The organism is Candidatus Bathyarchaeota archaeon (assembly GCA_026014685.1).
In the GTDB taxonomy this organism is placed as follows: domain Archaea; phylum Thermoproteota; class Bathyarchaeia; order Bathyarchaeales; family Bathycorpusculaceae; genus Bathycorpusculum.
Genome location: JAOZHW010000001.1, coordinates 14,544 through 29,690 on the forward strand (window position 1 = coordinate 14,544; position 15,147 = coordinate 29,690).

Genomic DNA, 15,147 nt, shown 5'->3' on the forward strand with positions numbered 1-15,147 from the left:
TGCACAAAAGTTATGCCTTAGCACTTATCATCATCCTAGCCATCTCGAGCCTAATAATGGTCAAACCTTCTTATGCATCCACACCCACACTATCCCCACCAGAGTTCACCCTCAAACTTGTAGACAATTCCTATGATACCCCAACAAGTACTTCTACAAACCCATATAACGGTTCAACCATAACCCGTCCGAGTACTCATGTGGAAAATAAGACTATCGAACTACATATAAAGAATCAACCATACAACCGTAACTATGTTCTCTTCTATGACGTTCGTACAAAAGGTCATTTTGAAGAGAATTGGAAGAAAATGATTGCGCCTTATGACTACCCCGCTGAGTTTGACTCTTCGGCTTACTGGTTAATAATAGAGACTCAACCATTGCGTGCGTCGAATTCTGAATTTACAGTGCTATATGAAAGTGCAAATAGTTATCCTTCTAATGCTCAAGTGGATTTTTCAGTTAGAGCTTTACTATATAACGTAACTTCTTTTCAAGCGGCGACTAGACAGCCAACTACATACACCCTCATTGCGGCAAGCGATTGGAGTAACACACAAACAGTAAATATGACCGACGGCACCATAAACCCATCCTCCTCCATGCCCCCCTCGTCAACTCCAGCCGCTTCGACTTCACAAAACCCAACATCCATTTCTAACCAGTCTGGTTCTCAAACTGTGCCCTTTCTGGGTTTAGATTGGCTGCAAATTGCCACGGTTGCTTTGTTATGTGCCATTGCAGTTCTACTAGTAGTTGTGGTCGTATTTCTCCATAAACGGAAAGCAACCTATCCTTAATTTTATTGAATCCTCTAAGCCCTCAACGCCTGTCTTTGAATAGGCTTTCATATCATCGATTTTAGGGTTCCCCTGAATACAAACTACCCCAAATTGGGTTCACTTTCACTTACCGCCCACTTACCATAACCGTTCTGCCGATTTTAAATTCCTACTCCACAATCGGAGGTGACTATACATTGGCCGACAACACCGCTGAAGCTTCACCAGTCATGCAGCAAATCAGCATGCTAAACCTACGCATAAACGACATGATGACTCAGCTCAACGCCGTCATGAAACCATGCTCGAAGAGAAACAAACACTAAAAAAAGAACATACCACCCTAAAAGCCAAACAAAAAAGGAAGCCCGAAAACTTGCCTCCCACTTTTCTTTTTCCAATACCTTTTTTGATGTATTGTCGGGTTAGTGCCCAAACGTTTTAAAACACAGCAGCCCAACATAGTTTTGCAGCTACGAGTGGAACCCTTTGAGTTTAAGCTACCATTACATGCAGTTGCCCCGCGAAGTCATAGTTGGAAAAGGCACCTTAAGTCGGCTTCCTGAAGTGGTCAGTCGACTGGGCCTAAAAGGCAAAGCGTTGGTGCTTTCGGATTCTGTTTGTTACGATGTCGCGGGCAAAACAGTCATGGAGTTACTGGCGAAGACAGGGTTAACGGTGGATTCTTTTCTGGTTAAATCCATGACCGTAGACGACTTGATCACGGTTGAGGAGCAGCTTAAACGCCAAAAACCACATGTGCTCTTCGGAGTCGGCGGCGGAACCATCATCGACGCAGCCAAAGTCAGCTCCGCAAGCCAAAACATCCCCTTCATCAGCGTCCCAACCACGGTGAGCCACGACGGCATCGCCAGCCCATTGGCATCAGTCAAAGGCTCCGAGAAACCCTACTCAGTCCTCGCCCAAGCACCCCTCGCCATCGTCGCAGACACGGAAATCATCATCAAGGCGCCCTGGCGGTTTGTCATAAGTGGCTGCGGAGACGTGATTAGCAAATTCACCGCCGTCAAGGATTGGCGATTGGCACATCAAGAAAAAGGGGAGTACTACGGCGGCTACGCAGCAAGCCTCGCATTGATGAGCGCTAAACTTGTCACAGAGAACGCTGAGTTGATTGTTTACCGCCAAGACGAAGGGTTACGGGTATTGCTTGAAGCTCTAATTAGCTGCGGCGTAGCCATGAGTATCGCGGGTAGCAGTCGCCCCTGCAGCGGCTCCGAGCACCTCTTCAGCCACGCACTTGACCACGTGAACCACCACCACGCGCTGCACGGTGAGCAATGCGGCGTCGGAGCAATTTTAACTTCGTTTTTGCATGGGTCGAACTGGCAGAAAATCAAAAGTACCCTTAAACAACTCGGCGCGCCCATTACTGCAAAAGAGTTGGGCGTAAAAGATGTAGACGTCGTTAAAGCGCTTCAAGTGGCTGCGCAAATTCGCCCTGAACGCTACACCATCCTGCATAAACTCAACTTGGGATACGATGCTTGTGAAACGGTTGCCAGAGCAACAGGCATAATCGACTAGACACGCAGAGGCTGCAGTAGCGCAAACGGGTTGCCTTCTGGGTCTTCGGCGGCAGCGATCCAGCCGACTTCGGGAACTTCTTGTTTGGGCATGATGACTTTACCGCCTAACCGAACGATTTTGTCGAGGAAGTCAGTTATGGATTCGACGGTGTAGTAGTTTAAGGGTTTATTGTCTGGAGTTAGTTTCTTGTACATGCCGCCGTTGACTCCGGGGCGGATTGCTTTGCCGTTGGGGTCGAGGGGAACGGTTTGGATTGCCCAGTACTCGAGGGGGCCTTCTATGAGGGTGATTTTCCATCCGAAGACCTCTTCGTAGAAATGTTTGAGTTTTTCTACATCGTTGGCTGGGATTTCAAAATGCGTAAGTGTGTGATCCATACTTGATGTTCACCTCCAGACGCACCCTAAACGTGTTTGGCAGAAGTCACTATTATATGGGCGATTTAGAAATTTAACTTTATTTCTAATCTCCATCAATGACCGAGCAGGTTTGTGTGGTACAATCTTTCTGTGGGCACAAAAAACTTAACAGTAACACCCATCAAATAGTTCTCAGTAGATTTGTTTAGAAGGTTTAAAGTTTGAGAAGCGACCAAATCAAGACAGGAATCGAGAAAGCGCCTCACCGCGCACTCTTAAAATCCCTCGGCTTACAAGACGACGACCTCGCTAAGCCACTTATCGGCGTAGCAAACAGCTACACCAACATCGTCCCCGGACACATCCACCTCCAAACCATCGGTAACGCCGTAAAAGAAGGCATCCTAGCTGCAGGCGGCACACCGTTTGAATTCAACACCATAGCAGTCTGCGACGGCATCGCCATGGGACATATCGGTATGCGTTACTCGCTGCCCAGCCGCGAAATCATCGCTGACTCAGTAGAAATCATGCTCCAAGCTCACAGCCTCGACGGAGTAGTTCTAGTTACTAACTGTGACAAAATCACCCCTGGCATGCTCATGGCAGCTGCACGCGTGGACATCCCCGCCATCATGGTTACAGGTGGACCGATGGCAGCAGGCCGTCACCGCGGCAAAAAAGTCAGCTACGCCAGCATGCCTGAAGCCACCTTTGGTCAGGTTGCTACAGGAAAAATGACCGAAGCTGAACTGTTAGAGTTGGAGGCGAACGCTTGCCCAGGATGCGGCAGTTGTAGCGGTATGTTTACTGCTAACACTATGGCGTGTATGACTGAAGCGCTTGGCATGTCGCTGCCCTACTGTGCTACTTCGTTGGCTAACAGCGCCTTTAAGCTTCGACTGGCTAGAGAAACGGGTAAACAGATTGTTAAACTCGTCCAAAACGACCTCAAGCCATCTAAAATCCTAACTAAAGAAGCCTTCGAAAACGCCGTTGCCGTGGACATGGCTTTGGGCGGTTCAACCAACACCACTCTGCACTTGCCCGCTATCGCAAAAGAAGCAGGCGTAACCTTGCCGCTTTCAACTTTTGATGCAATCGGCAGAAAAGTACCCCACCTCTGTAGCATGATTCCAAGCGGCATCTACGCGCTCGAAGACTTAGATGCGGCAGGGGGAGTTCCCGCGGTTATGGCTGAAATCAAGAGCCTCCTAAACCTCAAATGTCAAACAGTTTCACTAAAAACCGTCAAAGAAAACATCAAAGATGCAGTTGTCCTTGACCGCAACGTCATTCATTCAATGGCGGATCCAGTTCACAAAGAGGGAGGCATCGCCATCTTGTTTGGCAACATCGCGCCGAAAGGGTCAGTCATCAAAACTGCAGGCGTTTCAGAGAAAATGCAGAAGCACACAGGTCCAGCCAAAGTTTATGATTCCGAATCCGAAGCCCTTGCAGCCATTAAAGGAGGCAAAATCAAAGCAGGCGACGTAGTCGTCATCCGCTATGAAGGACCACGAGGCGGCCCTGGCATGCCAGAGATGCTTTTCCCAACCGCAACCATCGCAGGTATGGGGTTATCGGAAAGTGTCGCTTTGATCACGGATGGGAGGTTCAGCGGCGCAACCAGAGGCGGAAGCATCGGTCACGTTGCACCTGAAGCCTTCGAAGGCGGACCCATCGCAGTCATCAAAAACGGAGACGTTATAACCATCGACATACCCAACCGCGCCCTAAACGTCGAATTAAGCGACAAGGAACTCAAAGCAAGGTTGGCTGCTTGGAAACCCAGACCCCCAAAAATCAGCAAAGGCATCCTATCCCGCTACAAACCCACACCAACAGAATAAAAACAAGAAGGAAAGGGGTTAGCTGTTTTTACCAGCAGCGACCCCAACTATTTCTACCCATCATGCCACCGCCGCATCCATAGCGGTACTGGTATTGATTTTGGTTTTGTTCTTGAGCGTAGTAACCGTTGCATGCTTGTCCACTTTGGCAGTAACCTGTACAGGCACCGTAGTTGTTGCAGTACGATTCACCAGTGGTGGAGTTTTGGCAGTAAGGTGCCGCGCCGTTGGCTGCAGCGCAGGGTGGAAGTGTTTGGGTGTTGGCAGTTTGGTTGGTTGTTTGGTTGGCTGCGAATTGGGCTGCTGTGACACCGACAAGGGCTGTGGCAACGAGGGCGATTGCGGCTATGGCGAGGATGATTTTTGTGTTCATGTTTTTTCACCTCAACCTATACTATGGGCTGCGGATGGTTTGACTGTTAGCTGAAACAGAAATGAAACAGTTTTTTGAAACGGTTTCGCATGGTAAAAGGGGTGTGGTTTTTGAGAATGCTTAAATCCATGCATGATAAGTCTAATTTAGATATAGTATGAAAAGAGTTAACCTCTTCCTAATCCTGCTAGTAACCGCCATAGCCGCCCTCATCGCCACAACCGCCCTCGCCTTCGCCCTCTTCTCCACACAACAAGACCCCTACAGTTGGATGAGCCAAATGTGGGGCAACGGACACATGATGGGCGGCATGATGGGCAACCAAACCACCACAACCAACACATGGCTCCCCTACTTCAGCATACTATTCGCCGTTTTAATCGGAGTCACCATAGTAGGCGTTGTCGGAGTAGCTTACTACCTTTTTTATCCCCAAATCCGAATTGGCACCGCCACCTTACCTCCGCCAAACACCGTCGCTATTCAGGGGAACGGAACCGCAGTTTCAGCGTATGAATCCGTCTCTAAAACCCTCACCGCAGAAGAACGCAAAGTCATAGACACCCTAAAAGCCCACAAAGGTAAGTACCTCCAAAAATACATCAAAGCCGAAACTGGTCTGAGTAGACTCCAAACCCACCGCATCATCGCGCGCCTTTCTGAGCGGGGTATCGTTTCGTTGGAGAAAGTGGGTAACACCAACCAAGTGACTCTTGCAGAATGGTTAACTAAGGATCAATAAGTGGCTGCCCTATGTTGAAGCCACGCGACCTCTCAGGGCAGAGGCCCCCTCCCTTATTTAAAGGCACAATATCGCCGCTTTGCTGTTAATCAGGGGTCTGATTGGTTTGGTTTCGGTATGTTTTTTGATTTCTTCTGTTTAGGTAGGGGATGGTTATTGTGAATTTTGCGCCCTGTCCAGGTTCGCCGTTCTCTTCTATGTTCCAGCCGTAGATTTCCATCATCCGCTTCACCAAGTACAAGCCGTATCCGCTGCTTCCGCCTGTACTGAAGCCTTCGTCGAATATGCGGCTCTTGTTCTCAATGGGTACGCCCACACCGTCGTCTTCGTAGATCAACTGTACCCCTTTATCGGCTGTTTGTCGCCAGTACAGTTTTATGGTTGTGCTCTTTTGGCCATACTTCATCGTGTTGTCGATCAAATTATACAAAAGCTGCACAAGAAGCGAGTCAGCAAGCACCTCCAAACCTGTACATTCGTTTACGAGTTTGAGGTTGAATCCTGAAAGAAGCGTTACTGCTTTAGTTACCGCTTGCCCTAAGTCGATGTAGGTTAAGTCTTCCGCACCAAGCTGTTCATACATGCGTGCGAAGTCGAAAACTTTTGTGGACTCTTTAACTGCCTGCTCCATCTTGGAGAGCGCTTCCACAATGTCAGGTTTATCGGAGTGTTTCTTCTTAAGCAGATAAGCGTAACCGTTGATTGCGCTAAGCTTGTTGCGGACATCGTGGCGGGTGATTCTGCCAACCACATTCAATTTCTCGTTAACTAAGACTAACTTTTCGAAGATTTCGTTTAGTGTGTCTTCGGCTTTCTTGCGTTCAGTAACGTTTTGAATTGTCGTCCGCAGCAGCGTTTTTTGGCCGCTTTGGAATTTTGAAACGTTAAGCACTGCATCTATAATTTCGCCAGTAGCAGTTTTTAGTTGGGTGTAGAAGTCTACTGCGGAGCCTTGTTCTTTTATTATCTTGATTAGTTTTTCTCTTTCTTGAGGATCCACGTAGAAAGTTTCCACAGAAACATTGCTCAGGCCTTCAAGAGGTAAACCCATCAACTTCTGCATGGCTTGGTTGGCATCGATGACTTTGCCGTCGAGCGTGGTTATTGCCACGGGGATGGGCGCCTGCTCGAATAGTGAACGGTAACGCTCCTCGCTTTGCTTTAATTCATCGTTGGCGACCTGTAATCGTTCCTGATTGTCCTGTAACATTTTTTCGATTTTTTTACGCTCAGTTATGGGTATTGCCAACTCTATTGCTGCTATGGTGTGGCCCTGTTGATCTCTTATGGGGGTTACCCTTAACTCTGTCCAGATGGTTTGGCCGCTGTCGTCAACTGATTCGTATTCATGAACTGAGAGCGGAATGTTTTGCTCGAAGACTTTTTTTACGCCACAGTCGGGGCAAACCTCATTTTTGTTGAACGCGGAGAAGCATTTCTTGTTTTTTAATACGCCCATATCGGTTAGTCGCTTGTTTGCCCAGATTACATTGTATTCTCTGTCAATGACTGCTAATCCTGCATCGATGCCTTCGCTGACTTTTTCTAAAATCTCAAAGGTTCCCCTTAGGCGGTCTTCAGCGTTTTTGCTCTCGGTTATGTCTCGGATTAAGACACTTTTTACTTTCTCACCGTTTATGTCTGTAAAGGCGTTTGAAGAAACCTCGCCGATGAAGGTGGTTCCATCTTTTCTTTTGAAGGTAAGTTCAGCTCTTACACGACCGGTTCGGTCGCTTTCCAGTAACGCTAGAGCTTGATTACCATTTTGGACTACGATTCCGTCGCGGCCAGCTTTTTTGATTTCCTCCTCAGTCATACCCAGCATGCGGCACGCTTGCGGATTGGCAGCTAAAATGGTTCCATCAGGTTTTGAAAGCATTATGCCGTCGAAGCTGTTCTCGTAGAGGCTACGGTACCGCGCTTCGCTTTGAGCTAGGGCTTCTTCTGCCTTTTTGCGTTCAGTGATGTCAGTGTTAAATCCACTCCAGACTATGCGTCCATCCGCTAGTTTTTCAGGTGTTGACTGCCCCCACATCCAATGTATCCCGTCGGGGAGCCTAACACGGTATTCACATTGCCAAGGAGTAAGATGCTGCGCCGAGTCCTCTATCGATTTTATTACCTTCTCTAGATCCTCAGGCAATATCGCCTTAGCAATGGGTGAAAAGTCGTCTCGAACCGCCTCAGGAGTGCATCCGAAAATCTCGTTAATCTGTTTAGAAGTGTAGGGCACACAGTAGGAGCCGTCTGGTTTTCGGACAAACTGGTAGAGCATACCGGGAGATTGAGAAGCAAGTTTTGAGAAAGTCTCTTCTTTCTCCACCAACGCCTTTCTTGTTTTACTTCGCTCCACGAGCACTCTAATGCTGTGAACCAATTCGCCGTAGACGGTTTCGGTTGATCCCTGCTTGTTATGGTATCCGTCGGCGCCTAAGTTGAGGGCTTTTATGGCGACGTCTTCGCGGCCTTTTCCTGTGAAAAGGATAAAGGGGATGCTGTTGTTTTGGTCGCGTAGCGCTTTTAGGAGTTCTAGGCCGTCTTTTTGAGGCATCTCATAGTCCGAGATGACTATATCATAGTTGCCGTTGGCTATCTTTTGGAGCGCTTCGTCCGCGGAGGTGGCTTGGTCTACTTCAAGGTCGCCCTCCAGACCCAGCACTAGCCTAGAGACCTCTAACAATGCAGAGTCATCATCGACGTGTAGGATTCGAATTACGTTGGTTTGGGAACCTATTAAGCAACCAACGTCATGTGTGGCTAATGCGCCCAATGCAACCTAGGAGCTCCAACATCAAAGAAGCAGGTTAACTTAAACATGTTATGAATTAAAAATAGTAATTAAAAATAAAATTGAGATAATGTTATTGGTCGTTTGAAGTGCATGCCTCTCTCATGGCAGGTATTTCGTAATGGTTGAAGAGTCGCCGCAACGCGTCTTTGACGATTTCAGCTTGGGTTTCGTAGAGTCCATCTTGAATTAGCAGGTCCATTGCCTCTAAGTATGGTCGCGTCATGGTGACTTCCACACGTTTCCTACCGATAGCAGCCAAATTTCTCATCTCCTCTGCAGTTTTTTGTGAAGCCGTGGCCTTTTAAAATTAAAGTAGATTCCAAATCGGAACAGGAAGCTGAACGAATCTACCATTCAGACAGCAACTCGCCTTTCACAAGCAAATAACCCTTAGTCTTAGGCAACATCAAAGTCAAATCCGTCGTCGTAACAACAACGGTGACGTTTTCTTTCTGGTTAATCCCAAACAACATTTCCATCAAGAGAGCCGCGTTCTCATCGTCTAAACTTGAAGTCGGCTCATCCGCCAACAACAACCTCGGACGATTAACCAACGCACGAATAACTGCAACCCGCTGCCGCTCGCCCCCGCTTAAACCATCAGGAAAACGCCCAGCAAACCCATCTAAACCGAAATACCCCAAAAGCTCCATAGCCCTCGCCCGCCTCAGAGGCTTTTTTACCCCTGCTAAAGCCATAGGCAACTCCAAGTTCTCCAGCACAGTCAATGACGGCAACAAGTTGAAAAATTGGAAAACTAAGCCAAGCTCTCGCAGCCGTAACTGCGACTTTTCGCTATCTCTGAGCGCTGTGGCGTCTTTTCCGAACAGTTGCAGCGTACCTTGGCTGGGCGGTTCAAGAAGCCCCATAATTTTGAAGAGACTTGTCTTACCAACGCCTGATTTACCTTTTAAGACGACAAATTCGCCGTCCTTTATTTGCAAGTTAATGTCTTTTAAAACGGCTGTTGCACCGTAAGTTTTTGAAACGTTATTCAACGCGACAAGCGGCTGCTTATTTTGCATAGAGGTTTACCATGTTGTTTTGGTAGACGTGGTTTAGGTCTTCGGCTTTAGCAGTCCAATTTTCAGGCAGCGAAGCAGTCAACCCCGTGTAGACAACGTAGCCGTTTGTAGTCATTTCTGGGTAAACATACAGCAATGCGGGTTTAGCGCCGTCAGATTGCAGATACTTAAGACCCCCAAAGACATCCATCGACAAATCATGGTAGCCCTTGATGAGGTAAGACACCTTCATGTCACCTGCAACCGTCACGTTCGGGGCGTGGGCAGCTATCCATTGGGCACTTGAGGTTTCGGGCGCACGGTAAAGCCAAAAGTACCCCAGATACTGCTCCTGCATAGACACAGCAGCATACATAGTGTAAACCCCCAATGAAGCCGCCGCAAGCACCACCACCGCCACACCCGCCGCCCAAAACCTTCCGCCCCGCATACGCTGACGGGATTGGTAGAATTTCCACAGAATGAGCCCGGTTATGATGAATATGGGTAAAACCAGAAAGTTCAATGTTCGATACGCCAACATCAAACCCGCCGCTGAACCGCCAAAAACCGCGTAGCACTCAAAAGCGGCTATGGTGACAAACCAAAAAACAGGCAAAAGGAAAAGGTTGCGGCTCTCGCGTAAACCCTTTAATCCGAACACTAAGAGTGGCGCAACAATAAGGTAAGGAATCATGTACAACGCGTAGTGCAGGGGCAACGTGGGGGCAGTGGGCAGCAGTGCTTTTCGGGTTAAGAAGAGCATAAAACCGAAGGCTAAGGCGACTGAAGCGACGTAGGAGATTGTGAGAGCTTTTCTGGAGAACAGCTTCGCTTTACCAACGGCAAATATCGCTAACGAAAGCCCGACGATTTGGTATGCGTTGATGGTTAAAACGTCACTCTCCGACATAGAAAGCGGCAAACCTTGAAGGGCAAAGAAAGCGTAGTAAGCGACCGTGACCGCAAAAAAAATCGACAACAACCCCACAGCCTGCTTAATTGAACCACCCCAGCACGCCTTGCCACAGAAAAAGAACGCGAAAGCTAAAAAAATCAAAGCCGCAAAAGTTAACGCGGCAGCTAAATGATGCGAAAGCAACAGTGCCAAGCAAACGACTGAGAAGAGGGCTGTCCACTTCCAGTTAGGCTTTTGGATAAAGATTAAAATCAAAAGCAAACTCAAGGGGAAAGCGAAGGCTTCTTTTGTGGCGCCCGCCGAAGACATGACAAAGGGGTAAGCGGTAGCTAAAAGCGCCGAAGCTATCAAGGCAACCGAGTCGTTTTCAGTTAGCCTACGAACCAAAACGAAAAACAGTGGAACAGCCAAAGCGCTTGCTAACGGTACACCGAACGCCATGGCGTCTACGGGGGCTAAAGCGGTGACCTGTGCAAAAACCGCGCCGTACAGGCTGATGGCGGGCCAATAGTTGTTGTAGCCGTCAAACAGGTTGGTGTTAGCTAGCGAGACAGGTGTATTCTGGATTAAGAGTTCGGCGTTTCGGATGCTGCTCCAGCCGTCAGTGGAGAAGGGTTGACCGCTGATTAAAGCGGGGTAGAGACGCAGCAAAACCGCCCCCGTGAAAACCACAAACGCCAACAGGAGGGCTTTGTTCAATCCAAACCCGAAAACACAATACTGAGCAAACTAAGCAACGAAACCAACACCACATTCAGAGCCAAAACAAGCGGGTCAACAGAAAAAACCACCACATGAGAAAGCACCCGCAGAAACCCCGACCCCTCAAGCCCAACCAAAACCACCAAACCCAAACCACACCCCAGAACCGACGCCAAAAAAGACAACGGCATCACCCTACACGCCACATCCAGCTTCAAACGACGACAAGAAACCCCCAAACAGCGCAAGGTGGCGAGGTCGCTTTTTTGCTGTTGCAGAAGCGTCTGGCAAGATAGAGCGATAGTGGCGCTTGAAAACAGGAAAACCATCACCGAGAGCACAGTGAGGGCTTCTTTTGTGATGCCGAAGCGGTCAAGGAACCCTTTCATGACGTTGGTTGGGCTGGCGACTCCGAGGCTGGAGGCGGCGAAATTGATGCTTGACCAGGGAACAAGGGTTTGATAAGTCGTCTGAGGCTTTGAAGATGGAGAAGAGCCAGAAGACGTGTTTTTCGCTAACACCTCATATAGAGCGGTTTGGCTTGTGACTTGAGGGTCGATTTTGGCTCTAATCACTGTGACCAAATCATAGTTGTTGAACCTCAGCCACTGAGCAACGTTAAGCTGCACAAGGGCTTCATCGTCAAGACTTGAATGCGAATCAAAAACCCCCACAACTTGGAGTTCGAGGTAGCGGTCCGCTAACGTAGCAAAAACCAAAACATAATCCCCAGTTCGAACGCAGAGACGTGCAGCTGCAGCCTTACCCAACACCACCGAACCCAAATCCGCAGAACCCAAAAAAACACCCTCAACCAACTCTACAGAATTCAATTTAACGAAGTGCTCAGGCAAAACCCCTCTCACAAATAGGGTTTGGTTGCGAGCTACGCAGGGCAGAATCACCTCGGGGCTACACGCTAAAACGCCATTGATCTCGCTTAACTGGTCAGTGAAGTAAGCGGGAACTGCACCTGAAAACGGCACACGACTTTTAGCATCATAAACCGCAACCACATCCTCACCTTCACCGAGGTAAGCGTTGAAGCTGTTGTAGAAACCTAGAAAACTTGTTGCGGTTACAGAGAAAAGCGTCGAAACCAACGCCAAAACCACAGTTAACACTAAGAGGTTGCGGAGACGCATGTAGCGGAAACGGTAGAGTCCACTCACAGGGCACTAACCGCCTTGGACTGTGCAGACTTCACCGCAGGGTAGAGGCAGCCTAACAGGGAAAAAAGCAACGACAAACCAATCATCTCAGCCACCTGAGCCGCCCCCAAAAAAGGCGTCACAGACACATTCTGCCAAAACCACCGCAAACCAGCAGCCGCCACCTGGGTCCCAACAATCCCCAGCGAAACCCCCACAACCCCACCGACCAACCCAACGACCGCAGCGTAGCCAAAGAGCGTTAAGAAGAGATGCTGATTCTTGGCGCCCAACGCCTTAAGCATAGAAAGGTCATATTCGGAATCAATCACCAGGCGGGTGCAGAGCACGTAGGAAGAGACGGCAACTAAAACGTAAACCACCCCAGACCACACAGCCAAAAAGCCATGAACCTCACTGTTGGAGTTCTCCAGAAAGGCCGCGGTCTGCTGAACCTTAACCACTCGGGAGTCTGCGGGCAAGCAGTCAGCAAGCTGTGCAAGGGTTTCTGTGCGGTTCGCGGCGGCTTTTAGGCTGAACTCAACAAACGACACCGTGTCCGTGCTGTTTTGAAGGGGCATAAGGATTTGGCGGTCTAGCTGATTGTGAACGGTTACTATACCCACAACCTTCAAATGTAAAACCGAGTTCGCCGTATAGACAGTGACATTGTCGCCCTTGCCGATCGACGCGGTTTTAGCCAACAAAACACCCACATTACACTCCCCCGCAAACTCTGCCACAGAACCATTAACCGCTGCTGACTGAGCTTTCAGATAGCTGCCAAAATCGCCTATCGACCTGATTTCTGCTGAAAAGTTGCCATTTTCTGACTCCAAGGAAGCAGTCTCAAGTCTCTGAGCTGAGATGTAGCGGAAATTGGCTTTGTTTAATGCATCTATAACGGCGGTTGTGAGGTGGCTGTCGCTTAAGGCTGAACTACTGACGTTTAAGAGTATGTATCTATCTCCAACATTGGTGAGTTGTCCAAGTATAGAGGATTGGTAATCGACGAAGTTGACGATGGCAGTCATGGAGGCCACGATAGCAACTAGAAGCGCCAAGGCTAAAACGGCGGCTGCGGTGCTTTTTTTGCGGATTAAGAGTTTTAGGCTTAAAATCAAGTTTTATGGGCTAAAGGTTTATTTGTGGTGGTTTTGTGGGTGGCTATCTGGAATGCTCGTTTGCTTGGGGTGCGGTTTTCTGCCAAAGGGGAGGGCTTCAATGCAACGGGGGAGGTAATAGGGAACCGTTGCCTAAACCTTCAGGAAACATACGCACGCCAAGAAACAAAACAACTTTCCTAGCAACCCATTAACTGACATTAGAAGTCAAGCTTGAGGCATAAAACTAAGCAACTTAGATTCAAAAGCCAACATTACCTTGATGATGGGCCATGCGAATTTGATGTTTTTGAACATTAATTTGAAATTGTCTACATCTGAATGTTTTATTGCTTTGGTTAGCGGCAGCAGAGTCAAGTAAGCAATCAAAAAAATCACGCTATTAACCAATAAACCCTGGAGACCCTGCATTTGAAGAAAGAATGAAATAACTATTATTGGAATTGCAGCCATACAGGCGGCAAAGTATATCCCGACTGACCCCCTAACATCCAAACTAACATACTTCTTCTTAGCTGCATTAAGGTAGCTGTAACTTAGGGACATAATGTTTGAGAATAAATACGCAGCGATTAAACCCGGAATACCCCAAAAAGCGGTAGCTATTGGCGCGAAAGGTAGAAAAATCAGAAACGACATCAAAGTCCACTTAAAAAACAGGCGAGTTTCACCTATACCCTTCAAAAGATAAGTTAAAGCAATTGAACCTAAGCCCACCGATAGAAAACTAAGGATGTACAATTGGAGGTAGAAACCTGCTGAAGTATAGGTTGACCCGTAAATTGTATAGACAATGTCTTTTGAGAGCAAAGCAATCAAAACGACAGCGGGAACCACCAACAAAGCGGTGTACTTGGCGGACTTTTTGAAAACTTGTTTAACTTCGCTACCGTCGGTTTTTAGTCTAGAAAAAGTCGGAAAAGTAGCTATCAAGGGATAAATTAGGACGTTCATCATTGCCGAGAGAGTTATTGCAATGTTAAAGTTGCCGATTTCCGCGTTTGAAGCAAAAAAAGCTAACACGATTGTTTGGTACTGGGCTTGGAACAGAAGCAAAACTGCAGAACCATACAAAGGAAAACCATACTTCATCATCATTTTTAAGTCACCCAAAGATATGTTTCCCGAGTTGCCGCCGAGAGCCTTGTAGTATTTAATGACAAAGATGCATCCAACAACGGTAGCTGTCACGTAACTAGCCACGTAACCGATGGATGCACCCATTAAACTGAAACCAAAAACTACAAGGACAGGAGCAAGAATCGCCTTTGAAACGGCCTGAATATTCATTATCAACGCTGTACTTTTGGTTTTGTTTAAGCCTATAAAAATCGAGCTAAACAAACGAAAAACAGTTTCAAAAACCACCAACAAAGAGACCAATCTTATTACGTAGCCGATTTCAGGTCTATACAGCGCCATAGCTAAAACGTCAGATAGCACATAGCAGGCGACAGAAATAGCTAACCCCAATGTAGCGCTGAACATAAGCCCAGTTTTCAGTATCGCAGCTAAACGCTCTGTTTCGCCATCCTTTAACATTTTTGCTGAGTAACGAATCATCGCCGAGTTTATGCCGAGATCAGTTAAGCCGACCAATGTTAAGGGAACAGTCAAAGCAATGGACAGCAACCCATAGTTGTCGGGTCCAAGCATACGACTGACAAGAATGGAACCTACAGCTAAAATTATCAGCGACAATGCGTTGCCTGTGAAAAGGTTGAAGCTGCCTTTGGCTGAGTTCTGGGCTTCTTGGATTAGCGGAGTTGAATCAGCGGGCACAGTGTTCAGTT

At 47.9% G+C, this 15,147-nt stretch carries 14 protein-coding genes; 5 read left to right on the top strand and 9 right to left on the bottom strand.

The features are described 5' to 3' along the window. Window positions 1-56 precede the first annotated feature (56 nt). The 3 genes from NWE96_00065 to NWE96_00075 all read left to right on the top strand — a co-directional run bounded on the left by NWE96_00065 (window position 57) and on the right by NWE96_00075 (window position 2,333). Window positions 57-803 carry a hypothetical protein gene (locus NWE96_00065; GenBank protein ID MCW3982370.1) on the top strand — a complete coding sequence of 249 codons (747 nt, stop codon included), beginning with the start codon at window positions 57-59 and terminating at the stop codon, window positions 801-803. A gap of 179 nt (window positions 804-982) precedes the next feature. Beyond that, the gene (locus tag NWE96_00070; GenBank protein ID MCW3982371.1) at window positions 983-1,111 is read left to right on the top strand and encodes a hypothetical protein; all 129 of its coding nucleotides are present in this window, start codon (window positions 983-985) and stop codon (window positions 1,109-1,111) included. Between the two features lie 163 nt (window positions 1,112-1,274). Continuing rightward, complete coding sequence (locus NWE96_00075) at window positions 1,275-2,333, top strand: NAD(P)-dependent glycerol-1-phosphate dehydrogenase (GenBank protein ID MCW3982372.1); 1,059 nt, start codon at window positions 1,275-1,277, stop codon at window positions 2,331-2,333. Here the strand turns inward: NWE96_00075 and NWE96_00080 are convergent. Continuing rightward, entirely contained in the window at window positions 2,330-2,713 is a 384-nt protein-coding gene (locus tag NWE96_00080) for a VOC family protein (GenBank protein ID MCW3982373.1), read from the bottom strand. The two genes, NWE96_00075 and NWE96_00080, sit on opposite strands and share 4 nt — an antisense overlap. A gap of 203 nt (window positions 2,714-2,916) precedes the next feature. Here NWE96_00080 and ilvD point away from each other — a divergent pair, with 203 nt between their 5' ends. After that, window positions 2,917-4,548: a dihydroxy-acid dehydratase gene (gene ilvD, locus NWE96_00085; GenBank protein MCW3982374.1), complete on the top strand. Its 1,632-nt coding sequence runs from the start codon at window positions 2,917-2,919 to the stop codon at window positions 4,546-4,548. 28 nt (window positions 4,549-4,576) lie between these two features. Here ilvD and NWE96_00090 read toward each other — a convergent pair whose 3' ends face one another. Beyond that, a complete protein-coding gene (locus tag NWE96_00090; protein MCW3982375.1) occupies window positions 4,577-4,921 on the bottom strand; it encodes a hypothetical protein in 345 nt (114 codons plus the stop codon). 157 nt (window positions 4,922-5,078) lie between these two features. Between NWE96_00090 and NWE96_00095 the strand changes: the two genes are divergently transcribed. Beyond that, window positions 5,079-5,663: a hypothetical protein gene (locus tag NWE96_00095; GenBank protein MCW3982376.1), complete on the top strand. Its 585-nt coding sequence runs from the start codon at window positions 5,079-5,081 to the stop codon at window positions 5,661-5,663. An 85-nt stretch (window positions 5,664-5,748) separates the two neighbouring features. Here the strand turns inward: NWE96_00095 and NWE96_00100 are convergent, their stop codons facing one another. The 7 genes from NWE96_00100 to NWE96_00130 form a co-directional block, all read right to left on the bottom strand. After that, a complete protein-coding gene (locus NWE96_00100; GenBank protein ID MCW3982377.1) occupies window positions 5,749-8,433 on the bottom strand; it encodes a PAS domain S-box protein in 2,685 nt (894 codons plus the stop codon). 91 nt (window positions 8,434-8,524) lie between these two features. Further along, complete coding sequence (locus NWE96_00105) at window positions 8,525-8,713, bottom strand: hypothetical protein (GenBank protein MCW3982378.1); 189 nt, start codon at window positions 8,711-8,713, stop codon at window positions 8,525-8,527. An 88-nt stretch (window positions 8,714-8,801) separates the two neighbouring features. After that, complete coding sequence (locus tag NWE96_00110; GenBank protein MCW3982379.1) at window positions 8,802-9,479, bottom strand: ABC transporter ATP-binding protein; 678 nt, start codon at window positions 9,477-9,479, stop codon at window positions 8,802-8,804. After that, a complete protein-coding gene (locus tag NWE96_00115) occupies window positions 9,469-11,076 on the bottom strand; it encodes a hypothetical protein (protein ID MCW3982380.1) in 1,608 nt (535 codons plus the stop codon). Before NWE96_00115 ends, NWE96_00110 begins: the two co-directional genes overlap by 11 nt. Continuing rightward, the gene (locus NWE96_00120) at window positions 11,073-12,251 is read right to left on the bottom strand and encodes a hypothetical protein (protein MCW3982381.1); all 1,179 of its coding nucleotides are present in this window, start codon (window positions 12,249-12,251) and stop codon (window positions 11,073-11,075) included. Before NWE96_00120 ends, NWE96_00115 begins: the two co-directional genes overlap by 4 nt. Beyond that, window positions 12,248-13,354 carry an FtsX-like permease family protein gene (locus NWE96_00125; GenBank protein ID MCW3982382.1) on the bottom strand — a complete coding sequence of 369 codons (1,107 nt, stop codon included), beginning with the start codon at window positions 13,352-13,354 and terminating at the stop codon, window positions 12,248-12,250. Before NWE96_00125 ends, NWE96_00120 begins: the two co-directional genes overlap by 4 nt. A gap of 207 nt (window positions 13,355-13,561) precedes the next feature. Beyond that, entirely contained in the window at window positions 13,562-15,136 is a 1,575-nt protein-coding gene (locus tag NWE96_00130) for a flippase (GenBank protein ID MCW3982383.1), read from the bottom strand. Window positions 15,137-15,147 lie beyond the last annotated feature (11 nt).